Annotated in this window: 21 protein-coding genes, 3 tRNA genes and 1 pseudogene; 17 read left to right on the top strand and 8 right to left on the bottom strand. The window is 53.6% G+C overall.

Translation table 11 applies throughout. The features are described from left to right. Positions 1–62 precede the first annotated feature (62 nt). Together choX and betC are read right to left on the bottom strand one after the other, a co-directional pair. A complete protein-coding gene (choX, locus tag ACFX4U_RS12100; RefSeq protein ID WP_313509368.1) occupies positions 63–1007 on the bottom strand; it encodes a choline ABC transporter substrate-binding protein in 945 nt (314 codons plus the stop codon). Between the two features lie 2 nt (positions 1008–1009). Beyond that, positions 1010–2551, bottom strand: a complete 1542-nt coding sequence (gene betC / locus ACFX4U_RS12095) for a choline-sulfatase (protein WP_313509367.1) — start codon at positions 2549–2551, stop codon at positions 1010–1012. A gap of 105 nt (positions 2552–2656) precedes the next feature. On the opposite strand from betC, the gene ACFX4U_RS12090 reads away from it, so the two are divergent. The 3 genes from ACFX4U_RS12090 to ACFX4U_RS12080 all read left to right on the top strand — a co-directional run bounded on the left by ACFX4U_RS12090 (position 2657) and on the right by ACFX4U_RS12080 (position 5368). Beyond that, positions 2657–3586 carry a LysR substrate-binding domain-containing protein gene (locus ACFX4U_RS12090; RefSeq protein WP_313509365.1) on the top strand — a complete coding sequence of 310 codons (930 nt, stop codon included), beginning with the start codon at positions 2657–2659 and terminating at the stop codon, positions 3584–3586. Between the two features lie 103 nt (positions 3587–3689). After that, positions 3690–4526, top strand: coding sequence for an ATP-binding cassette domain-containing protein (locus tag ACFX4U_RS12085; protein WP_313509362.1), 837 nt, complete (start codon positions 3690–3692; stop codon positions 4524–4526). 8 nt (positions 4527–4534) lie between these two features. Then, complete coding sequence (locus tag ACFX4U_RS12080) at positions 4535–5368, top strand: ABC transporter permease subunit (RefSeq protein WP_313509360.1); 834 nt, start codon at positions 4535–4537, stop codon at positions 5366–5368. On the opposite strand, the gene ACFX4U_RS12075 is transcribed toward ACFX4U_RS12080, so the two are convergent. Continuing rightward, complete coding sequence (locus tag ACFX4U_RS12075; RefSeq protein ID WP_313509358.1) at positions 5362–5793, bottom strand: hypothetical protein; 432 nt, start codon at positions 5791–5793, stop codon at positions 5362–5364. The genes ACFX4U_RS12080 and ACFX4U_RS12075 overlap by 7 nt on opposite strands. A 474-nt stretch (positions 5794–6267) precedes the next feature. On the opposite strand from ACFX4U_RS12075, the gene ACFX4U_RS12070 reads away from it, so the two are divergent. The 6 genes and pseudogenes from ACFX4U_RS12070 (at position 6268) to ACFX4U_RS12045 (ending at position 10482) form a co-directional block, all read left to right on the top strand. Then, positions 6268–7476, top strand: a complete 1209-nt coding sequence (locus ACFX4U_RS12070; RefSeq protein WP_313509356.1) for a SpoIIE family protein phosphatase — start codon at positions 6268–6270, stop codon at positions 7474–7476. Positions 7477–7481: 5 nt separating this feature from the next. Beyond that, on the top strand, positions 7482–8063 hold the full coding sequence (locus tag ACFX4U_RS12065) for a SiaB family protein kinase (protein ID WP_313509355.1): 582 nt from the start codon (positions 7482–7484) through the stop codon (positions 8061–8063). Beyond that, complete coding sequence (locus ACFX4U_RS12060) at positions 8056–8472, top strand: DUF1987 domain-containing protein (RefSeq protein WP_313509352.1); 417 nt, start codon at positions 8056–8058, stop codon at positions 8470–8472. The genes ACFX4U_RS12065 and ACFX4U_RS12060 overlap by 8 nt, the downstream gene beginning before the upstream one ends. Further along, positions 8466–9233 carry a GGDEF domain-containing protein gene (locus tag ACFX4U_RS12055; protein WP_313509350.1) on the top strand — a complete coding sequence of 256 codons (768 nt, stop codon included), beginning with the start codon at positions 8466–8468 and terminating at the stop codon, positions 9231–9233. The genes ACFX4U_RS12060 and ACFX4U_RS12055 overlap by 7 nt, the downstream gene beginning before the upstream one ends. A gap of 729 nt (positions 9234–9962) precedes the next feature. Then, positions 9963–10115: pseudogene (locus tag ACFX4U_RS12050) on the top strand (hypothetical protein); the annotation flags it as partial. Then, entirely contained in the window at positions 10069–10482 is a 414-nt protein-coding gene (locus ACFX4U_RS12045; RefSeq protein ID WP_380218713.1) for a hypothetical protein, read from the top strand. The pseudogene ACFX4U_RS12050 and the gene ACFX4U_RS12045, both read left to right, overlap by 47 nt. A gap of 411 nt (positions 10483–10893) precedes the next feature. On the opposite strand, the gene ACFX4U_RS12040 is transcribed toward ACFX4U_RS12045, so the two are convergent. From ACFX4U_RS12040 to ACFX4U_RS12025, 4 genes are read right to left on the bottom strand one after another with little or no spacing between them, the layout of a single operon-like run. After that, positions 10894–11655 carry an amino acid ABC transporter ATP-binding protein gene (locus ACFX4U_RS12040; RefSeq protein WP_313509344.1) on the bottom strand — a complete coding sequence of 254 codons (762 nt, stop codon included), beginning with the start codon at positions 11653–11655 and terminating at the stop codon, positions 10894–10896. After that, a complete protein-coding gene (locus tag ACFX4U_RS12035) occupies positions 11648–12313 on the bottom strand; it encodes an amino acid ABC transporter permease (protein ID WP_380218709.1) in 666 nt (221 codons plus the stop codon). The genes ACFX4U_RS12040 and ACFX4U_RS12035 overlap by 8 nt, the downstream gene beginning before the upstream one ends. 14 nt (positions 12314–12327) lie before the next feature. Then, positions 12328–12969 carry an amino acid ABC transporter permease gene (locus tag ACFX4U_RS12030; RefSeq protein ID WP_045513856.1) on the bottom strand — a complete coding sequence of 214 codons (642 nt, stop codon included), beginning with the start codon at positions 12967–12969 and terminating at the stop codon, positions 12328–12330. A gap of 45 nt (positions 12970–13014) precedes the next feature. After that, complete coding sequence (locus tag ACFX4U_RS12025; RefSeq protein ID WP_020454636.1) at positions 13015–13863, bottom strand: transporter substrate-binding domain-containing protein; 849 nt, start codon at positions 13861–13863, stop codon at positions 13015–13017. A 232-nt stretch (positions 13864–14095) separates the two neighbouring features. Here ACFX4U_RS12025 and ACFX4U_RS12020 point away from each other — a divergent pair, with 232 nt between their 5' ends. From ACFX4U_RS12020 to ACFX4U_RS12000, 5 genes are all read left to right on the top strand, one after another. Next, a complete protein-coding gene (locus tag ACFX4U_RS12020; protein WP_313509334.1) occupies positions 14096–15559 on the top strand; it encodes a PLP-dependent aminotransferase family protein in 1464 nt (487 codons plus the stop codon). Between the two features lie 85 nt (positions 15560–15644). Continuing rightward, positions 15645–16763, top strand: a complete 1119-nt coding sequence (locus ACFX4U_RS12015; protein WP_313509332.1) for a YbdK family carboxylate-amine ligase — start codon at positions 15645–15647, stop codon at positions 16761–16763. Between the two features lie 211 nt (positions 16764–16974). Beyond that, positions 16975–18882: a methyl-accepting chemotaxis protein gene (locus ACFX4U_RS12010; RefSeq protein WP_305735381.1), complete on the top strand. Its 1908-nt coding sequence runs from the start codon at positions 16975–16977 to the stop codon at positions 18880–18882. Between the two features lie 73 nt (positions 18883–18955). Next, positions 18956–19198 carry a DUF1158 family protein gene (locus ACFX4U_RS12005; RefSeq protein ID WP_305735380.1) on the top strand — a complete coding sequence of 81 codons (243 nt, stop codon included), beginning with the start codon at positions 18956–18958 and terminating at the stop codon, positions 19196–19198. A 332-nt stretch (positions 19199–19530) separates the two neighbouring features. Then, positions 19531–20130 (top strand): nitroreductase family protein, encoded by a 600-nt coding sequence (locus ACFX4U_RS12000; RefSeq protein WP_313509327.1) that lies wholly within the window; start codon positions 19531–19533, stop codon positions 20128–20130. Between the two features lie 93 nt (positions 20131–20223). Here the strand turns inward: ACFX4U_RS12000 and gltX are convergent, their stop codons facing one another. Continuing rightward, entirely contained in the window at positions 20224–21639 is a 1416-nt protein-coding gene (gene gltX / locus ACFX4U_RS11995) for a glutamate--tRNA ligase (RefSeq protein WP_200550231.1), read from the bottom strand. A 256-nt stretch (positions 21640–21895) separates the two neighbouring features. Here gltX and ACFX4U_RS11990 point away from each other — a divergent pair. From ACFX4U_RS11990 to ACFX4U_RS11980, 3 genes are all read left to right on the top strand, one after another. Beyond that, positions 21896–21971: transfer RNA gene (locus ACFX4U_RS11990), tRNA-Val, on the top strand. A gap of 41 nt (positions 21972–22012) precedes the next feature. Then, positions 22013–22088: transfer RNA gene (locus tag ACFX4U_RS11985), tRNA-Val, on the top strand. A gap of 41 nt (positions 22089–22129) precedes the next feature. Beyond that, a tRNA-Val gene (locus tag ACFX4U_RS11980) sits at positions 22130–22201 on the top strand.

The following is a 22201-nucleotide window of genomic DNA, read 5'->3' as shown; positions in this document are numbered from 1 at the left end:
TTAAGCGGTAAAAAAGTGAAAAGCGCCGGATATGAAGACATCCGGCGTGAACAGCGGGAAAATTACAGACCGAGCGCTTTCTCGACGGCCGGTTGTGCAGGTTGCCCCTCGCGCGTGGTAACACCCTCGAGCCACGCTTTTAACAGTTCCGGGCGTTGTGCCAGCTCGGCTTTCGCCGCCGCGTGGACATCTTCTTGTTTATCCAGCACGCGGGTGATTACTGCGTTTTCAAGCGCGACATCAAACTTCAGCTGGCTATAAAAACGATTAAGGTTCGGGCAATCAGTGGCGAAATCTTTGCGTGTCACCGTGTTTACCGTCGCGCTACCGTAATTCGCACCAAAGTAGCTGTCGCCGCCGCTCAGGTAGGCCAGCTTAAAGCGCGTGTTCATGGCGTGCGGCTCCCAGCCTAAAAAAACGATCCACTCTTTGCGCTCCACCGCGCGGGTCACTTGCGCCAGCATGCCGCTCTCACTCGATTCCACCAGTTGCCAGTTTTTCAGGCCGAAATCATGTTTATCGAGCATCTTTTTCAGGTTTTGGTTGGCCGGCGCGCCCGGCGCAATACCATAAATCTTATGGTGAAATTTATCGGCGTACTTTTGCAGGTCGGCGAAATCTTTCACTCCGGCTGCGGCAACATAATCCGGCACCGCCAGCGTAAAACGCGCTGCAGGCAGGTTTGCGCCAATCACCTTAATTGCGCCGTCGGCGGTAAATTTACCGATCACCGGCTCCTGCGCAGGCATCCAGTTACCCAGAAAAACATCCACCTGGCCGGTTTTCAGCCCCTGAAAAGCCAGCGCCACAGAGAGGTTCTGCACTTTTTGCTGGTAACCCAGCGCGTTCAGCACCACGCCAGAAAGCGCATTGGTTGAGGCAATATCCGTCCAGCCCGGATCGGACTGGGTCACCGTCGCGCAGCGCTCAGCGTCGGCGGCGAAAGCGTTCAGTGAAACACTGCCAGCCAGCGCCAGCAGTAAAAGTTTGCTCACAGTGTGGTTCATTGTTATTTCCCGGCCGGTTGTTTTAAAGGATGTGGATAACGGGCAAAAGCTTCCTGTTCATCCAGCGTTTGGTGGTTACGAATGTAGCGCTGCGACGCATCCTGCTGCGGTTGGAAATCCCATTTTGGGATAGCATCGCGTCCGGCGATGCGGGTTAAAAAGAGCCGCCTCTTCTGGCTTGCCAGCACCTGCTCACGCAGTGCCGCCACATCCCAGTGCGCGTCCACTTCAGCGGCAAACGCATCTGCCACCGTCTGGTATTCGCTGTGTGTCGCCAGGTTTTCGCGCTCATGGGGATCGCGTTGCAAGTGGAATAACTGCGGCGCTTCGCTAAAAGAGTGAATGTATTTCCACGGGCCACGGCGGATCATCAGCATCGGTCCCAGCGCGCCTTCGGCAAGGTATTCGCTGTACGCCCCATCCGGGCCATTTTCGCCGCGCAAATGCGCCACCAGGCTGTTGCCATCGAGCGGGGCAATCGCCTGCGCTTTGCGGTCTTCTCCGCTTGCCAGTTCAACCAGCGTCGGTAGCAGATCCACCAGCGACACGCTTTGTGCGATACGCTTCGGCGTAAACCGCGCCGGGTTATGCACAATAAATGGAATGCGCACCGCATTCTCGAAGAAAGTCATTTTGTACCACAGGCCGCGTTCACCCAGCATTTCACCGTGATCGGCGATCACCAGCACCACGGTATTTTCCGCAAGCCCGGTGTCCTGCAAGGTTTTCACTACCTCGCCGAAACAATCATCCACATACGCCAGCGCACCATAATAGGCGTGACGCGCGCGGCGAATGTGGTCGTCGGTAAGCAGCCCTTCCTCCAGTTGATACATCGCTCGCAAGCGTGCCGAATGCGCGTCGTCTTCCACTTCTTCACGGCGTGTTTGCGGCAGATCGATATCCTCTTCGCGAAAACGATCGAGATAGCGACGCGGAATGGCGAACGGATCGTGCGGATGAGTCAGCGACAGCAGCAACATAAAAGGCTGTTCCGACGGGCGACGGGCGGCGTCATATAAACGCTGGCGTGCGAGAAATAGCGCTTCGTCATCAAAATCAAGCTGATTGGTGCGCACGCACTCCCCCGCTTCCAGCACCGAACTCATGTTGTGATACCAGTCAAGACGGCGCTCCGGGCGCTCCCAGTCCGGCGTCCAGCCGAAGTCTGCCGGGTAGATATCGGTGGTCAGGCGTTCGTCAAACCCGTGGAGCTGATCCGGACCGCAGAAATGCATTTTGCCGGAAAGCCAGGTACGGTAACCCTGCTCGCGCAGGTAGTGACAAAAGGTTGGTGAATCGGCATGAAACTCGGCGGCATTATCATAAACAGCGTTGCGTGAAATAAATTGCCCGGTCATTAATGCGGCGCGCGACGGCGCGCACAGCGGACTATTACAGTAGGCGGATTCAAATACCACCCCTTCGTTGGCTAATTTATCAATATTCGGTGTCAGACTAACCTTATTCCCATACGTTTTTAATGCGCTGGCCGTTAATTGGTCGGCCATAAGAATAACGATATTCGGTTTCTTTATAAGCATGCGACATCCAAAAATAAAATAGACGTAAAAAACGTGATACGTTTATCTCACGCGTATATTTCCCTGTGAAGGGGTTATTTCTTTATCATGAAATAAGGTGGAATTATGGCAGACAAATTACAACTTCCGCCTTTACAGGCGCTGGTGGTATTTGAGGCGGCGGCAAGATTAGGTAATTTCACCGCCGCCGGAAATGAGCTGGGGCTTTCCCAGCCAGCGGTGAGCCAGCGCATTCAAATGCTGGAAAACCGGCTTGATGCCCCGTTATTTGAGCGGCGGCATCGCGGCGTACAGTTAACCGAGTCCGGCCATAGTCTGTACCTGATTGTACGCAGCAGCCTGAGCGACATCAGCGAGCAACTGGAGCGCACCCGGCGCAAGCGCAACGTGCTGCGCATCGACACCGATATGGGTTTTGCCAGCTACTGGCTGCTGCCGCGAATGGAGCGTTTGCAGGCGCTGATCCCCGGCGTGGAAGTGCAGGTTACCACCTCGCCTAATGACTACAATTTTCGCGACAGCAATGCCGATCTGGCTACCTATTTTGGTCAGGGAAACTGGCCGGGAACGCAGACCCAGCGCCTGTTTCCGGAAATTGTGTTCCCGGTCTGCGCACCGGAAATAAAGAAAAAAATAGGGGAAAACATGCAGACGGAAGCGCTGCTAAGTTATCCGCTGTTAAAGCTGCCGGAAACCCGCCCGCAGCGCTGGATGACCTGGGAGGACTGGTTCCGCTACCATCAGATTTTCGGCCAGAGCCATAGCGCCTCGCGTACGTTTAATGCTTACTCGCTGGTTATCCAGGCGGCGCTGGAAGGCCAGGGTATTGCCCTTGGCTGGCAACCGTTAATTGCGCCATTTATTACTCATCAGCAGTTAGCGCAGTGCGGCCCGGCGGTGCGAACCGAGCGCGGTTATTATCTTATTTCTGCCAGCCATAAACCGATTTCCGCCCAGCAGGAAAAAGTCAAATCATGGTTATTAGATGAAGCCTGGGGCTTTCATGAAAACACAACGTCAATTGCCGGTTTTTAAATAAGCTCATGCAGAAAAAGCATATCAGTAAAGTTAAAATAAATACTCCAGCCAATTCTTTTACGTTAGTGTGAACGCAAAACCCAAAAATAAAGCAAACATTATGTCGCAACCTTTATTTGAGTTACGCGCAGTGGATAAAGACTATTATTCCACACGTCGAAAAAGTATTTTCTCACGTCGGGAAAAAAGCGTACCGGTAAAAGCCCTGCAAGATATTCATTTGCAGATTTTTGCCGGTGAGATTTTTGTCATTGTGGGCTTATCCGGCTCGGGCAAATCGACCCTGCTGCGCACCTTAAATCATCTGATCCCGGCCACTTCTGGCGACGTCACTTTTCAGGGGCGCGCGCTGGCAACGTTGTCTGAGCATGAGTTGATTGCGCTGCGCCGCCAGCATATGAGTATGGTGTTTCAGTCTTTTGCGCTATTTGATGAGCGCACGGTGCTGGAAAACGTCGCCTTCGGTCTTGAAGTTGCCGGTATTCCGCGTGAAGCGCGGGAAGCCAGGGCGCTGACCATGCTGGAGAAAGTGGGCCTTGCACAGGTTGCTGAGCAGTATCCGCACCAGCTTTCTGGCGGCATGCAGCAGCGCGTTGGGCTGGCTCGGGCGCTGGTGGTGGAGCCGACGGTGCTATTAATGGATGAAGCGTTTTCCGCACTGGATCCGATTATCCGCCGCGAAATGCAAAGCCTGCTGCTGATGCTACAGACGGGCTCGCAACGCACCATCGTCTTTGTCACTCACGACATGGAAGAGGCGCTACGGCTGGGTTCGCGCATCGCGATAATGGAAAAAGGCAAACTGGTGCAGGTAGGTAAACCGGAAGTGCTGATAAACACCCCTGCTACACCTTATGTGCGCCACTTCTTCTCCGGGGTGGACGTTTCCCGCTGGCAACTGGCGGAAAACTACGCCGATATCTGGGGCACTCGTTAAGGAATACCATGGCTTACCCATTAGATTTTAGTCGGCAGATTGATGATGCTGTCCACGCGTTGCTGGCAAATGCGGGCGGGCTTTTCGACGGCATCGCGAGCGTTATTGATCTGTTTGCCGGTGGACTTGAACAGTTGATTAGCGCGTTCTCGCCGTGGGGGTTGGTGGTGCTGGCGGTCGGGCTTGGCGCATGGCGCATCGGCAAGGGCTTTGCGCTGTTTGCGCTACTGGCAACTCTGTACATCATCTATAGCGGCTACAGTGAACATGCTGCAATTACGCTGGCGCTGACACTCTCCTCCACCTTTTTTAGCCTGCTGCTCGGTATTCCGCTTGGGATCTGGAGCGCGCGGCGGGCAACGGTGGGCAGCATCGTGCGTACCCTGCTTGATTTTATGCAGACCATGCCTGCGTTTGTTTACCTGATCCCGGCCACCATTTTGTTTGGCCTTGGTCGCCCGCCGGGTATTTTCGCCACGATCCTGTTTTCGATGCCGCCGGTAGTGCGCTTAACCGACTTAGGGATCCGCCAGGTTAACACTGCACGGCTGGAAGCGGGGATCGCCTTTGGTTGTACGCCGTGGCAACTGTTATGGAAGGTGCAACTTCCGGCCGCGCAGCCGTCAATTATGGCGGGTATCAATCAGACCATCATGATGGCAATGTCGATGGTCATTATCGCCTCAATGGTCGGCGCTGGCGGGCTGGGCAACGATATTCTCAGCAGCATTCAACAACTGGAAATCGGGCTTGGGTTGCAAAGCGGTATTGTGGTGATACTGATGGCGATTTTGCTGGACCGGTTATCCGCCAGCTTTGCCCGCCGCCCTGCCCATCAATAACCGCGTAGTTTTGAACGTTGCCAGGCACCGTCGACCAGCTCGGCGGCGGCCTGCACCTGATCGCGAAATGGCGCGCCAAAGGTTTCCATCAGTGCGGCGTGTCGGGTGAGAAAATGCATCCCTTCGTCGTTGCCGGCAATGCTTTCCAGAAACCAGTCTGGCACCTCTTTTTTCATGCACAGCTCGCACAACGAGGCGGTGAATTGCGCACGCTGCGCGACATTATTTATCCAGGAAGGTTGCTGGTTATCCATCTCGCTGGCCACGGTCGCTTCCAGAGCGCGCTGCGAGCGGCGGTAATATTCGCGGATCTTCGCCGAACTCCACGCTTTGCCAAAGAACAACAGCAATATTGGTACTACACACCAGAAGAGGATCATCACTTGCTCGTTATCTGTTTTTTCGCGCAGAGATAGTACTGACAAAACCTGACAAATGCAGTAACAGGGATCACTGTTTAACCAGCAGCATTGGCAAAGAAGAGGAGACACAAGGCTTTTATACCGGGCTTATCCATGCCGCCAGCAGGCAGGTATTTATATTGATGATGTGAGCTGGCGCGAATTTCTTGAACTCGAGGCATTAAATCAGTGAAGTCGCACAAAAGTTGGGGTTGACCGCAAAGATGATAAAGATTATCTTTCGCATTACCGAATAGTTGAGCAAATCACTCAAGTATTCGGTACGACATTGCTCACATTGCTTCCAGTATTATTTGCCCGCCTGACAAGTGCGGGCTTTTTTTTTACCCCCTCTCCTCTCGCCGCCGCAGATATGACTGTGGTTTTGCTTAGGGAGCAATAATCTCCCGTTATTCATTGACTTACTTAATTGAAATCAAACCGTCACAAACCCGCCTTAACCTAAGATTATTCTTATATCGGGATGCTGTTTGAACCATGGATATACCGCTCTCTTCGCGACAGCTTAATGCTGGTATCTTGCGCCTTGCCGTCCCGCACGTGACACCGGATGCCAATAATGTGCAGGTCATGTCGCTGTTCAATGAACACAAATCATTGATTGGCCTGCCGGTGCTGGAAAATAACCGTCCTATTGGCATGATTAACCGGCATATTTTTCTGTCGCAGATGAGCCGTCCGTTTTTTCATGAACTGTATGATCAGAAAAGCTGCATCGCGTTTATGGATAAAAACCCGCTGATTGTCGATGCCGATTCCGGTCTCGAATACCTGTCCGAGCGGGTGATCGAAACCGGCGACAAAGCTGTCACCGAAGGGTTTATCCTCACCCAGCAGGGGCAATACATCGGTATTGGCCTGGGCATTGACCTTATCCGCACGGTCTCAGATTTACAGGCCAAACAGCATCTGCAAATTATGCAAAGTCTTGAATACGCGCGCATTATTCAGGAATCGATGCTCAGCCGCTCGCGCAATACCATTGAAAAAACGCTGGATGACTGGTGCCTGCACTGGCACCCGCGCGACTGCGTTGGCGGCGATATCTATGCTTTTCAGCGCGTGGAAAATGGCTGGTTGATGGTGCTGGCGGATTGCACCGGGCACGGCGTTCCCGGCGCGTTTATGACCTTTATTTTCTCCTCGGCGCTGGAAAAAGCGCTCAGCCTCGCCCCTGCGAACGCGCCGGAACAACTGCTCAGCCTGATTAACCAACATATCAAACAGACGCTCAGCCAGGTGCATCCGTCAGCCGATCGCAGCCAGTCCAACGATGGTTGTGACGCCATTGTTCTGTTTGTTGATACGCAAAACGAGCAAGTCAGTTGGGCGAGCGCCCGGATGCACGCTTTTGTACTCAGCCAGGACGCTGAGAGCACAGCAGCGCTTGAAAGCTGCCGCAAAGGTGTCGGCTACACCGACACACCGGTGGATTACCAGTGGCAGCGCTACCAGGCTCCATTGCGCCGTGGCGACACATTCTTAATTGTTTCTGATGGCGCGACCGACCAGCCAGGCGGCCCGCGCAAGGTAATGTTTGGCAAAAAACGTATTCAGTCACTGTTAGCGCAAAACCGCACGCTGCCGATGCCTGCACTTTCCGACGCCCTGCTCGCGGCGCTGAAAGCCTGGCAGGGGCAGCAGGCGTCGCGCGATGACATGACGTGGTTTGGTTTTCGCTGGTGAATAACATGCAAATAAACGACCTGCAGGTCAAAGAAGCCGTTCTGTTACCCCTTTTTACGCTGCAACGGCAAAACGCCGTTGAGCTTTTTTATACGGGCTATTTTTCCCAGCAACATATTGTTTCGCTGGGCGAAGTCATTCGCACATGGCTGGATAAACATGAATCCTCAGCGATAACACGCAGAAAGTTGTTCTCAGCTTTTATCGAGATGGGGCAAAACATTGTGCGCTACTCCTCAGACGACAGGTATTTATCGACTGAACAGCAAGAGCTGCGCTTCGGTTCGGTCTGTTTTCATATGGATCAAACCCACTATTACCTCGAAACCGCAAACCTGGTGGGGCCGGAAGCGTCCTCGTTATTGCAGACAAATCTCGATGTGTTGCGCGGTATGTCGCAGGCGGAGATCCGCGATGCCTGGAAACAGGGGCTACGCAGTGAAGCCCCGGCGACCAGTAAAGGCGCGAACATCGGTTTGTTGACCATGGCGCGGGATACCAGCCTGCCGCTGGAATATCGCATTCACCCTCTGGCGGCGAGTTCTCTGTCCGCCTTTCACTTAAAGGCAACGTTCTGCCATGACTGATATGACACTGACGCCGGCTATTGAATTGCCCGCCACCGCCGCGACGCCGGAGGTGAAATTTGATTTTGCCGCCCAACGCCTGATGCTGAAAGGCGAAGCCTACCCGGAAAATGCCGCCGCGTTTTTCCGCCCGTTGATGGATACGCTGGAAGGCTGGCTGCAGAGTGGCCAGCAGACGGACGCGCCGCTCCAGTTGCATGTGGCACTGAGCTACTTCAACAGCTCCAGTACCAAACTGCTATTTACGCTGTTCGAAAGCTTGAATGATTACGCCAGAGGCGGCGCGGCGTGTGAGCTGTACTGGTACTATGACGCCGAAGACGATATCTCCGAGGAGTTTGGCCAGGAGCTGCGCATCGATTTCCCGTCGCTGGCCGTTTTTCTTATCCCGGACATTAACGCATGTTAGATATCAATGAGCTATTCAAGGAGGATTATTCCGTTCTCGAAGATGCCCGCCTGGCCGCTGCTGACGACAGGCTGACGGCCGATGTCTGCCGCGAAAAATTGTGGGCGGTGGCAAAAAACTACCAGCGGCTGATCCGCGAATCGTATCGCCTGATTTCACGCAGTGATCGCGCCGAGCGCGAGCTGAATCGCATGAATGAGCAGTTGCAACAGCTGGCGGCGCGCCTTGAATATGAGGCGACGCACGACCCGCTGACCGCCGTGTTTAACCGCAGCGCGATCATTAATCACATTAACCAGGGGCTGACGACCGGCCATGTGGCGCTGATCCTGCTCGATATTGATCATTTCAAACGCATTAATGATGAATATGGCCATCCGATGGGCGACCGCGTGATTTGTGCGCTGGTGGCGCGTATTCGCCGCGCCGTGCCGCAAAGCGCGGCGATTGGTCGCGTCGGCGGCGAGGAATTCACCATTGTGCTGCCAAACGTACGTGTCGAAGAGGCGATGATCACTGCCAGTTATATTCACTCATCGCTGAACGCTTCACCGCTCGAGGTTCTCCCCCAGCAACTGGTGACCGCTAGTTTTGGTGTCAGTTTGGGGTATAAAGACAGCGATTTTGAGACGCTGTATAGCACGGCCGATACCGCGCTGTATCACGCCAAAAAGCGCGGGCGTAACCAGGTGGCGCTGCATGAGGATTTTTTTCGCCCGCAGGTGAAAATGGGGCTGTCGTCGGAAAGTGTTCAGCATTGAGGGAGTGGGCGTTTCGGCGGTGTCTGGTGGAATGGTTTGGCATTGTGGAATAGTTCCGTTCACCAAACGTTTGGCAGACACCTGAGCATCACCGCACGTGAACGGGAAAAGGGGAGCTTGCCGCGCCCCCCTTTTCAATCCCCGCGACCCCGCGGGAAATCGGTGCTTCGCACTACGCTCACCTCCCGCATCTCCGACTTCGGCCGGCTCGACTCAAGATTACTCGTCCCATCCCTGGGACTCGCCCCTTCGGGGCCAGCGCTAGCGCTGTTCAAAATTGCTCCCGGCAATTTTGTCCTGTCTCGTTTCGCCTCTGGTCGCCATCCCTGGCGCCCAGACCTTGTCGTCGGTGCTCCGGCTCGCCGATTTCAGCGGGGACACAACCCCGCCGCTGAGAGAGCGTGGTTTATAAAAATCCAGAATTGCTGTAAGAACTAAGCCAGGAGAGATAGTACGCAAGTACTCTTCGCTTTCTCACTAAAATACAAAAGTTTTGCGAAGCTGCTTCCAGGAATGGTAATCCCTTCATCAGGTTAGCTATAATCCCTTGCCGCTTGTACGTGTTAGTCATATGTTCTCTCCGCGCCTGCAAAATCAGGCGTCGGGTTTAGCATCCTGATTAACCTTATCGGCGACATTTTCTGTCGTGTGCTCTGCCACATCTCAATGGTGGGCTGAGCGGGGGCACCGCAAGGTGCGCCGGTTTCCGATAAGGCCGGTAATGCTAACTCCGTTCAGCCCGCCACCCACGAAATTAGCATTTCCGGTGGCGGTGTTTTTATCACTTATCGGAGGCTGCCTTATGGCTACTACCCCAACCCTGACTCAGGCGTTATTGACTTCGCCGTTCACTCACTCAACCGATTTCACCGAGCTTGCTGATAACTGCGAGCGTTTTGCGGAAGTGCTGGCGGAGTGCGATGATCCGCGATTAAAAATGGCGCTTTGCGGCAGACTTTCCGCCTGTCTTGCGCTGTTGCAACCGACGCTTCTCGAACCTGTTCCGCAAGCGTTGAAAGCCTGCCTGACCGTGGAAAGTATTCCCGCGCATGTTCCCTCATTTGAACCCGAATCCGACCAGTTGTGTCGATATTGCCAGGCGCTAACGCAATTACTGATGAGCAACACGCTTGCGCCTGCATCCGAAAGCGTACTGCGGGATTTGCTCTATATGCTGGTGGCGTTTTTCGCCGATACGCTAAAAGCACCGCGCTGGTTCAAACAAGGGGATGACGTTATCGCGCTTTAATACCAGGCCCGGTGGGGTGATGCTTACCGGGCCATCTTCATGTTAAATCGGATAGTAAGAACAGCGGTACAAATGCCGTCAAAAACAAGAAGATTGCTGGTGACTTGCCACGCGGTCGGACTGATTTCCATTGACAACGCCATGTCGTGCGGTAAAAAAGCGGAGCCTGAGCGCCGCCTGTCAAAAAGTTGTCTGTCAGAAACCGTCGAACTCATCGATTTTTTTCATAGAAAACTCCCTGAACGCGTTACCCTGACAATGAGTGAAATTTCACTTAGGTGGTAATTTTATAACCGCTACAGCCGCTTCGTAATGGCAAGTCCAATGCAATCCTGCCAGATATTTCAACGTGCGGCACTGCTCGAAAAATACCGATTAGCGGTCTGTTTTTTCGGTTCTGAACCCCTGCCCTCAGCGACTGGATTGCAAAAACTTCCTCACCCTGTCCGAATCCGGATTGGTGAAAAATTTCTCCGGTGTTGCTTTCTCAATCAGTAGCCCTTTTTCCAGAAACACCACTTCATCCGACACCTGGCGGGCGAAATCCATCTCGTGCGTCACCACCACCATGGTGTAACCCTCTGCGGCGAGATCTTTCATCACGCCCAGCACTTCGTTAACCAGTTCCGGATCCAGCGCTGAGGTCGGTTCATCAAATAAAATCACCTCCGGCGACATCGCCAGCGAACGGGCAATCGCCACGCGCTGCTTCTGACCGCCGGAAAGCGTTATCGGGTAGACATCGGCTTTATGGTTCATGCCGACCTTTTCCAGTTGCCGGTGAGCAATCTCATTCGCCTGTTCACGCTTCATCCCCTTCACATGCACCAGCGCTTCGCTGACGTTGTGCAACACAGATAAATGCGGCCACAGGTTAAAACTCTGGAACACCATGCCGACACGTTCGCGAATATGTGAGAGATCTTTATGCGACATCGCTTTGCCGGTTTTCTCATCCACACCGATGCGCTGCCCACTGATGCGCACTTCACCGCGATCCGGCTGTTCCAGCCAGTTCATACAGCGCAGCAGCGTCGATTTCCCCGAACCGGACGAACCCAGAATACTGACCACCGTGCCCTTCTTTACTGTCAGATTGATATCGCGCAATACCTCAACGTTATCAAACTGTTTGGACAGATTTTTGATGCTTACCGCGCTTGCTTCAGGCATGGGTCATTCCTCTTTTCGCTCCATAATGGCTCAACCGTTTAATCAGCAACTCCAGCAGAATGCTGATGCCCCAGTACAGCGCAATGGCGACAATAAAGGCGTTAAACGGAATAAAGTACGTGGACTGCACACTGTTCGCGGCGGCGGTGATCTCCTGCACGGTAATAATGCACAAAAACGCGGTGTCCTTCAGACAAATAATCAGCTGGTTGCCCATTAAGGGCAGCGCGGAAGAGACAATATTCGGCAAAATAATACGCGCGAAGAACTTATAACGGGAAAAGCCTTGCGATACGGCAGCTTCAATATAGCCGGAAGAGAATATTCTTCGCTGGCTACGCAATATTTCGAAAAAATAGGCCCCGTGATAAATCACCAGCGCTAACAACCCTGCAGTCCAGGCATCCATGCTAATACCTAACTGCGGCAAACCGTAATAAAGCAAATACGCCAGAATCAAAAATGGTATCGCTCGCATCAGGCTCACGAAAGCAATTATCAGGCGATGAACAACACGGTTTTGATATTCCATCAGGTAGCAAAACAGCACGCCAATCAATAACCCGACCACGGCGGCAATAATAAATAGCTCTAACGTTGCCAGCAGCCCGTTGAAAAAACTCTCACGCGCGGCCCAAATAATTCCCCACTGATTCATACATCCTCCGCCTTTTATCGCGCCAGGCGCTTCGCTTTGCGTTCAGCTACGCCCTGCAACTTCAGCAGCAGGCCGATAATAATTACGTATAACAGCGCCGCGGCGAGGATCGGCGACAGCGGTTCATAGGTCACCGATGAGATCCGGTTAGTGACGCGCGTTAAATCCACCACGCCAATCACCGCAATCGCCGGGCTGCCTTTGATCAAAAACGACATCTCGTTGACCAGCGCCGGCAGGCTTTCGATCCACATTTGCGGCAACATAATGTGGCGAAAATAGGTCCAACGCCGCATCCCTACCGATTCCGCCGCTTCCCGCTGTTCACGGGGAAAATTACGAAACGCGTTGCGCCAGATTTCCGCGTTAAACGCCGAGGTGTTCAGCGTCAGCGCGACAATCGCCGCCAGCGTTTTATCCAGGTTAATACCGAGCGTCGGCAGGGATAAAAACAGAAACAGCACCAGCGTTACCAGTGGCGTGGCACGCGCCAGGCTGATGTAAACCACCAGAAACTGGTCAATAAACGGGATCTTCATCATGCGGATAAAGGCGATAACCAGGCCGATGACCACCCCGAACGCAATCGCCACGCCTGAGATCCAGAGGGTCGTCCATGCGCCTTCAATCAATAACTGCCATGAGATTAAGTCCATGTTCCCTCCTGTTAAAACGTGCGGCGGTTGCCCGCCGCAGATGACTTACAAACCGGCTAACTTGTGGAACTGATCGGCGCTGGTGATCGGCTCTTTCGGCAGTTCATAGGTTTCACCAAACCACTTCTTCTGCAGCTCAGTGAGCTTGCCGGTTTCAGTCATATGATTCATAAAACCGGTCATAAATTTCAGTAGTTCCGGTGAGTTTTTCGGGATCGGCCACGCCATATAACCCGGACCGGAAACGGCCAGGCCTTTAGCAAAGACCTTCGGTTTGGCTTTCACCAGATCGTTGACGGAAATCACCACGTTAATCACGTAATCAACGCGCTTGTTCGCCAGATCGGCATAGGCTTCCGGGTAGGATTGGTACTCCACTACCGGCCCGAGTTTTCCGCCCACTTTCTCCAGCATCGCTTTCAGCTCCGGCAAACGCGCCAGCAGTGCGCTGCCCGCCTGTACGCCCACTTTTTTACCGCTGAGATCGGCGATGGTATTTAAGGTTTTATCGTCGGCGCGTTTGACAAAATAGTGCTGCGCAGAGGCCCACGGCGGGGTGAAATTAAAGACATTGAGGCGTTCATCGGTAATTACCGCACCAGTGAGTGCCATATCGTATTGGCCGGTGGAAACCGCAGCGAGTAATCCCGTCCACGGTAAGATACTTTGGTTAATATTGAATTTTGCGTACTTGCGTAATTCCTCAAGCATATCCTTGTTAAAACCATCCGTCTGGCCATTATTCATAAAGTTGAATGGCGCGTAATCGTCCTCGGTCGCCACTTTCATGGTGCCAGATTTTTCTATTTCGGGTAAATCCGCTGCGACTGCGTGTAAGGAAAACGCCAAAGAGATCATGGCTGCAAGACAATATTTGCCGAATACGTTTTTCATCTCTCCACCCTTATTTAATGTGCCAGACCGGTATATCCCAGGTGTGCCGGAAGCGTTGCAAGATATATGCCGAAACACGACATCGTGTGTTTTTCATGACTGCGTTTTTACAATAGGGAGGCTTGCGCTTTTGTGAATAGAGCCAGTTCTGGCGAATGAGTGTGTCAGTTAACAGGAAGCTGGTATGGAATTTGCTCCATTGCATAACGTGATATATCCGAAGGAGCGCAGCATGATTCGTCACCTGTTGAATGTGAATTTTGACGGCCAACGCGGGTTGCAAGAGCAAGTCCGCGAATGTTTGATCAACGCCATTCTGAGCGGGATTTTTCCGGCGGATACCGCGCTGCCCTCCTGCCGTCAGCTTGCCAGCCAGCTTAACGTTTCGCGCAATACCACCGCGCTGGTGTTTGAAGGCCTGGTCAACGAAGGTTATCTGGTGAGTCGCCCGCGCAGCGGTTATTACCTGCACCCGGATTACTACCACTGCGGGCAAAACCCGACGCCACCTGCACCTGAATGCGAAAGCGCTGCACCACGCTGGGGCAACCGCCTGAAAATCACCCCCAGCCAGCAGGAATCCATCCTTAAACCAGCAGGCTGGATGCACTACCGCTACCCGTTTATCTACGGGCAGCCCTACACGCAGCAGTTCCCGCTTGCCAGCTGGCGCGCGGCGGCAAACTGGCTGCACGGCGGCGTGCGCGATCCGGCGTGGGTTATCGATCATATTGACCAGGATGTGCCGATGCTGATTGAGCAGATCCGCACCCGCGTGTTGCCAAAACGCGGCATCGTTGCCGCGCCGGATGAGATCCTGATTACGCTCGGCTCGCAAAACGCGCTCTATCTGCTGACGCGCCTGTTAATGTCACCCGCAACCCGCGTGGCAGTGGAGAACCCAGGGTTTCGCGAAGCCATTAACACCTTCTTATTAAGCGAGCCGCAAATCGTGCCGCACGACGTGGACAGCGAAGGGCTGGTGCTCAACGAAACCCCTTGCGACTACTACTATGTGACACCGGGCCACCAGGTACCGACTGGCGTGACGATGAGCAAAGCGCGGCGCACACAATTACTTGATTACGCGGCCCGCCATGATGCAGTGGTGATTGAGGACGATTACGACTCGGAAAGTAATTTTATGCAAAATCCGCTGCCCGCGCTGAAAGCCAGCGATCGCAGCGGGCGCGTGATTTATGTCAGCAGTTTGTCCAAAGCACTGTCGCCGGGCTTACGGCTGGGGTATATGGTCGCCGCGCCGGAAATCATTGATGAAGCACGGGCGCTGCGCCGCCTGGTGTACCGCCATCCACCCACCAATATCCAATACCAGATGGCGCATTTTCTGGCGCAGGGGCATTACGAAACCCATTTGCGCCGCTACCATGAAGACTCCGCCCGCCGCTGGGATTGCCTGCACAACGCGCTGCACACCTTTTTGCCGGAGTGCCAGTTGATGCAGGGTAGCGAACATGCCAACGCCTTCTGGCTGCGCACACCAGAACAGATCAACACCCAGCAACTGACCTGGCGCGCCGCCCACGCTGGCGTGTTGATTGAGCCTGGCGCGCGGCATTTTCTTGATGCTGCGCCGCCGGATAACTTCTTTCGGATGGGATTTCACGCGATCAATCCGGATGCAATTGCACCTGGCGTGGAGGTGTTGCGCGGCCAACTGGCGCAGTTGTGTTGATATTTTGAGCGGTTGCCGCCGCCTCGCAGGAAGGAATGCGTAATCGCTTCCATAATGAAGCAAACCCTTTTATCGCGAGAACGCTATGCCACTGCCGGATTTTCATGTTTCTGAACCGTTTACGCTCGGCATTGAACTGGAGTTACAGGTCGTTAACCCGCCGGGTTACGATTTGAGCCAGGACTCTTCACGCCTGATTGAAGCGGTAAAACACCAGATAAGTGCCGGTGAGGTCAAACATGACATCACCGAAAGCATGCTGGAGATTGCCACCGGCGTGTGCCGGGATATCAACCAGGCGGCGCACCAATTTTCCGCCATGCAGCATGTGATTTTACAGGCCGCATCCGAGCACCATGTGCAGATATGCGGCGGCGGTACTCACCCTTTTCAGAAGTGGCAACGCCAGGAGATCTGCAATGATGAGCGTTATAGCCGTACGCTGGAGACGTTTGGTTATCTGATGCAACAAGCGACGGTGTTTGGCCAGCATGTGCATGTTGGCTGCACCAACGGTGACGACGCGATCTATTTACTGCATGGTCTTTCCCGTTTTGTGCCGCACTTTATTGCGCTCAGCGCCGCCTCGCCCTATATCCAGGGCACCGACACCCGCTATGCGTCGTCGCGCCTGAACATTTTCTCTTCCTTTCCGGATAATGGCCCGATGCCGTGGGTGGCGAACTGGCAGGAGTTTGAAGGGCTGTTTCGCCGCCTGAGCTACACCTCGATGATTGAAAGCATTAAAGATTTGCACTGGGACATTCGTCCCAGCCCGCATTTCGGCACCGTTGAAGTGCGGGTTATGGACACGCCGCTAACGCTTTCGCACGCCATTAATGTTGCCGGGTTTATCCAGGCGTTGTCGCACTGGCTGCTGGCCGAGCGGCCGTTTAAACATCAGCCGCAGGATTATTTACTGTATAAATTCAACCGCTTCCAGGCCTGCCGTTACGGGCTGGAGGGCTTGATTACCGATGTACACACCGGTGAGCGGTACACCATCGCTGACGATCTCACTCGCCTGCTGGATAAGCTTGCACCGTCGGCAGATAAACTCAATGCGGGTAGCGCACTGGATGAACTGGCAAACGTGGTGAAACGCGGGAAAAGTGAGGCACAGATGATGCGTGAGTTTATCGCCGATGGTGGCTCACTAATTGGATTAATGCAAAAACATGCTGAGATTTGGGCGGCAGGCTAAAGAGTTAATTTTTTAGGTATTATTCTTAACCACAACTTAAATAACCTGCGAATCAGCAGGTTATTTTTTTCTTATTACTCAAGATAATAACCACTAAGTGGTAGATGAATTCAACAGAATTGATAAATATCAACAAGATCTGCGTTAGAAATAAAGCCCCCGCGCCCTACTCCGATAACGAATTAAAGCAAACGAGAAATGAGGCATTTGTATGAGATGGATTTACCGTTTATCAATGAAATTTAAATTATTACTAGCTTTACTGCCTTTATTGTTTGCCCTCATATGGTTAGCAACCAGCGGCATCCTGGCGCGCGTGGAAACAGGCCAGCAGATGCGCACCATCATGTCATTAACGGATCTGGCGAAAAATGCCGGCGGCGTTATTCATGAATTACAAAAAGAACGTGGCATGAGTGCAGGATATATCGGCAGTAAAGGTCAGCAATTTAACGCTGAGTTAACTGCACAATATATTCTCTCTGATAAAGCACTGAGCCAATTAGCTGAAGCGTTAAAAGAATTTCCGCTTCAGCGGGCGAATAATGATATTCGTCATGCACTCGATCAATTCCGCCAGCATCAACAAGGCATAACAGATTTTCGCCAACAAATTCATACCCTCAGCGTAAGCGGTACGGAATCGCTGACCTGGTACAGCACCATTATTAGCGATTTACTTAATGTGGTAGGCGGTATTAGTCAGTTGACGGATAACGGCGAAATTGTCAATCAACTGGCGGCATATTACAGCGTGCTGAATGCCAAAGAGCAAACCGGCGTTGAACGTGCGCTGATGTCCAACGTGTTTTCCGCTGACCGGTTTACCGACGGGCAGTTCCGTCAGTTAAACGAAGTGGTTGGCAAGCAACTTTCCTGGCTGGCGGCGACGCGCGCGTTCAGCACTGCGTCAGTCAATGAACGACTGACGGCGCAACTGCAAACTCCGGAAGTGACGCGTGCGCTTGAGATGCGCCAGCAGGCAATTGATCATGTGGCGACCGGCGGTTTTGGCATCGCGCCGACAGACTGGTTTAACGCCCAGACTGCGCGCATCAATACGCTGAAATCTGTGGAAGATGCCGCGGCAAATACCCTGCTGCTGACGGCCAAAGGTCTGGCGGATAACGCCTGGCGCGATGTGATCGTTTTTGCGGTGATAAGCGTTGCAGCCCTGGCGATCGCGCTGTTCTTCGCCCTGCTGGTGGCCAGCAGTATCCATCGCCAGTTGCACCATTCACTGGCAACGATTGAAGGGATGGATGGCGATCTCACCCAGCGGCTGGATGTGCCGGGAAGCGATGAGTTGTCGTTGCTGAACCGCGCTTACAACCAGGCCATCGAGAATATTCAGCATATTGTGAGCGAGATAAAACACGGCGCGGGCGTGCTGCGCGGCGCCAGTTCCGAGATCGCCAGCGGGAACCAGGATCTGGCCTCACGAACGGATGAACAAGCTGCCTCGCTGGTGGAAACCGCAGCCAGCATGGAGCAGATCGCCACGGCGGTAAACCAGACGGCGGATAACGCCAACGAAGCCAAACGGCTGACGCAAGAGATGGAGCAACAGGTGCAGGAAGCAAGCCGGGTGGCGGGTGAAGCCAGCCAGAGCATGATTGCCATTCGCGGCTCCAGCGAGCAGATCTCAAATATTGTTAGTTCAATTGACGAAATCTCCTTCCAGACCAACCTGCTGGCACTGAATGCGGCAGTGGAAGCCGCACGCGCCGGTGAGCTGGGTAAAGGTTTCGCCGTGGTGGCGAGCGAAGTGCGTAACCTTTCACAACGGTGCGCCAATGACGCGCACCAGATCCGCGAACTGGTGAGCAAAAACATGGAGCAGATCCAGCAAGGCGTCACGCTGGTGCAGGCTTCTGACCGCGCGCTGCAATCGGCAAAAGCCCATACCGGGCAGATGCTGGCGTTTGTCAGCGATATTGCGCGTGCAGCGAGTGAGCAGTCGCTGGGTGTGTCGCAGGTACATCAAGCCCTGAACCAGCTCGAGCAGGTCACCCAGCAAAATGCCGGGCTGGTCGCCAGCGCGGCGACCGCCAGTCAGATGCTGGATCAACAATCGGAAACCATGGCGACGTTGGTTGACCGCTTCGTCGTAGCGTAAAAGCCTGTCGGGGAACGTTGCGCAGCGCGCCGCTTTCCCCGACAATGCGGCTTTTCACCATTGATTAACGCTTATGAAACACTCGCTCGAACCGCTGCTTACGCTGGCAGGTATTCTGCTGATGGCCTTTCTCTCCGTGCTGCTGCTTCCCGCGCCTGCGCTTGGGTTGCAACTGGCGCAAAGCCTGGTGCAGCGCTTTCATCTGCTCGATCTAACCCAGCTTTACATCATTCTTTACTGCCTGTGGTTTTTGTTGCTCGGTACGGTGGAGTTTTTTGTGATGCGCTTTATCTGGAAACGCTGGCTCGCCGTCTGAAAACGCACTATTTCCCCTCCCTGCGCGTGTACGGTGGGGAATCTCCCCGCCTTTTACCCTCGATAACTATTCAAAAGTCATTCTAATTTTTTGAATACTACGCGCAAATAGTTCAGCTTTTTCTTTCCACGTCATCGGCCTATCATTCGTTTCATCAGGGCAAAACAGCCCATTACAAACGGAACTGGCCCGCAGGTTGGCCGTAAAATTAATCAAAACTTTCGTTGCAGGCCAGATTAACCATGAACCCATTACAGAAACTTTTTAGCGCTTTGTTTCCACAATCCGCAGGTAACAACGTCGCGGACGTGCAGCCAACTTCAGGAGTGACTATGTCAGACAATTTTCTCGCTTTAGCAAAACAACGCCGCACCATTTACGCCCTGGGTAAAGATCTGCCGGTGGCAGAAGATGTCATCATTGAAACCATCAAAGAAGCGATTCGTCAGGCGCCTTCGGCGTTTAACTCACAGAGTTCCCGCGCGCTGATCCTGTTAGGTAAAGAACATGTGCAGTTCTGGGAGCTGACTCGCGAGCAACTGAGAAAAATCGTGCCGGAAGAGAGCTTTAAAGCCACTTCCGACAAGCTGGACGGCTTTGCCGCAGCGGCGGGTTCCGTGCTGTTCTTTGAAGATCAGGATGTGGTGAAAGGCTTGCAGGAGCAGTTCGCCGCTTACGCCGATAACTTCCCGGTATGGTCTGAACACAGCACCGGTATCGCACAGTACGCCGTCTGGCTGGCGCTGGCCGAGAAAGGCATCGGCGCGAATCTGCAACACTATAACCCGCTGGTTGACGCCGATGTGCAGCGCACCTGGGGTATTCCGGCGAACTGGAAATTGCGCGGTCATATGAACTTCGGTTCGATCGTGGCACCCGCTGGCGATAAAGCCTTTATGGATGACGCTAAGCGCTTTGTGGTTGCTCGTTAATCGACTAGATTATCGCTGCGCGCAGTTAGCTGACAGCCATAAAAAAGCCGCCTTCAGTGAAGGCGGCTTTTTATTATATAGAGCAGGCAAAAATTATTGCTGGCTTTCGCGCTCAGCAATAAAACCCAGCGCTTTATTGATCCGCGCGATGCTGCGCGCTTGGCCAATGGCGTGAACGGTGACATCCAGCGCCGGAGACTGACCCGCGCCGGTCACGGCAACGCGCAGCGGCATACCGACTTTGCCCATACCTACTTCCAGCTCATCGGCAGTCGCCTGAATAGCGTGGTGGACGTTTTCTGCCGTCCAGTCGGTGATGGCTGCCAGTTTGTCACGCACCACTTCCAGCGGCTGACGCGCAACCGGACGCAGGTGTTTTTTCGCTGCATCTGCGTCGAATTCGTCAAATTCTTCATAGAAATAACGGCAGCTTGCCGCCATCTCTTTCAGCGTTTTGCAACGCTCGCCGAGCAGCTTCACTAACTCAAACAGCTGCGGGCCGGTATGGGTGTCGATGTTTTCCTGCTCAATGTGCCACTGCAGGTGCGTCGCCACATACTCGGGATCCAGCGTATTGATGTAGTGATGGTTCAGCCACAGCAGCTTGTCAGTGTTGAACGCGCTCGCCGATTTGCTCACCGCGCCGAGAGAGAACAACTTGATCATCTCTTCGCGGGTGAAGATCTCCTGATCGCCGCTCGACCAGCCCAGACGCACCAGGTAGTTAAGCAGCGCTTCCGGCAGGTAACCGTCGTCGCGATACTGCATTACGCTGACCGCGCCATGGCGTTTGGAGAGTTTTTTACCGTCGTCGCCGTTAATCATCGACACGTGCGCGTAAACCGGAACCGGCGCGTTCAGCGCTTTCAGGATGTTGATCTGACGCGGCGTATTGTTGATATGGTCTTCACCACGGATAACGTGGGTGATTTCCATATCCCAGTCATCAACCACAACGCAGAAGTTATAGGTCGGTGAACCATCAGTACGGCGAATGATCAGGTCGTCGAGTTCGAGGTTGCTGAACTCAATCGGGCCGCGAATCTGGTCGTCAAAAATAACTGAACCATCCTGCGGGTTGGCAAAACGCACGACACACGGCTCGTCATCAGCATGGTGCGAATGATCGTGACGGCAGCGGCCGTCATAACGCGGTTTTTCATTGTTTGCCATCTGCGTTTCGCGCAGTTGCTCAAGGCGTTCTTTGGAGCAGTAACATTTATAGGCGGTACCGGCTTTGAGCATTTCATCGATGACCGCGTTGTAGCGATCAAAGCGTTTGGTCTGGAAGTACGGGCCTTCGTCCCACTCCAGGTTCAGCCAGTTCATGCCATCCATGATGGCTTCAATTGCTTCCGGAGTGGAGCGCTCGAGATCGGTGTCTTCAATACGCAGCACAAACTCACCGCCGTGATTACGTGCAAATAGCCAGGAGTAAAGAGCAGTGCGCGCGCCGCCAACGTGCAGATAGCCGGTGGGGCTTGGCGCGAAGCGAGTTTTGATTTTCATGAAATGGCCTTACGTTTATAAAGATGCCGACCGTCGGCAATAGCGAAAATGAAAGTGGGCGATATTCTATCACTGTGGGCTGATTCCTCAATGTTGTTGCCGCAATGAGGGGGTTATCTGGCTATTTTGTTTAGAAATCATGCTCTCGCGACGCTTTACGCAGCGGTTTGTCTAATTTTACGACGAACGAACAATTTCTTTTGAAAATGCGTTGACTCATTTTCAACTCTCCCTATAATGCGACTCCACACAGCGGGGGTGATTAGCTCAGCTGGGAGAGCACCTCCCTTACAAGGAGGGGGTCGGCGGTTCGATCCCGTCATCACCCACCACGATTTTTGTGGCTTCCGCAGTGTAGATAAGAATGAGAAGTGGGTGATTAGCTCAGCTGGGAGAGCACCTCCCTTACAAGGAGGGGGTCGGCGGTTCGATCCCGTCATCACCCACCACTTTCTCGCCAGCGAATTCTTATCAGTTGAAGTACCGAAGTGGGTGATTAGCTCAGCTGGGAGAGCACCTCCCTTACAAGGAGGGGGTCGGCGGTTCGATCCCGTCATCACCC

Source organism: Kosakonia sp. YIM B13588 (assembly GCF_042788165.1).
GTDB lineage: Bacteria > Pseudomonadota > Gammaproteobacteria > Enterobacterales > Enterobacteriaceae > Kosakonia > Kosakonia sacchari.
The sequence above is the reverse complement of the archived record's forward strand: the minus strand, read 5'-3'. Positions and strand labels throughout refer to the sequence as shown.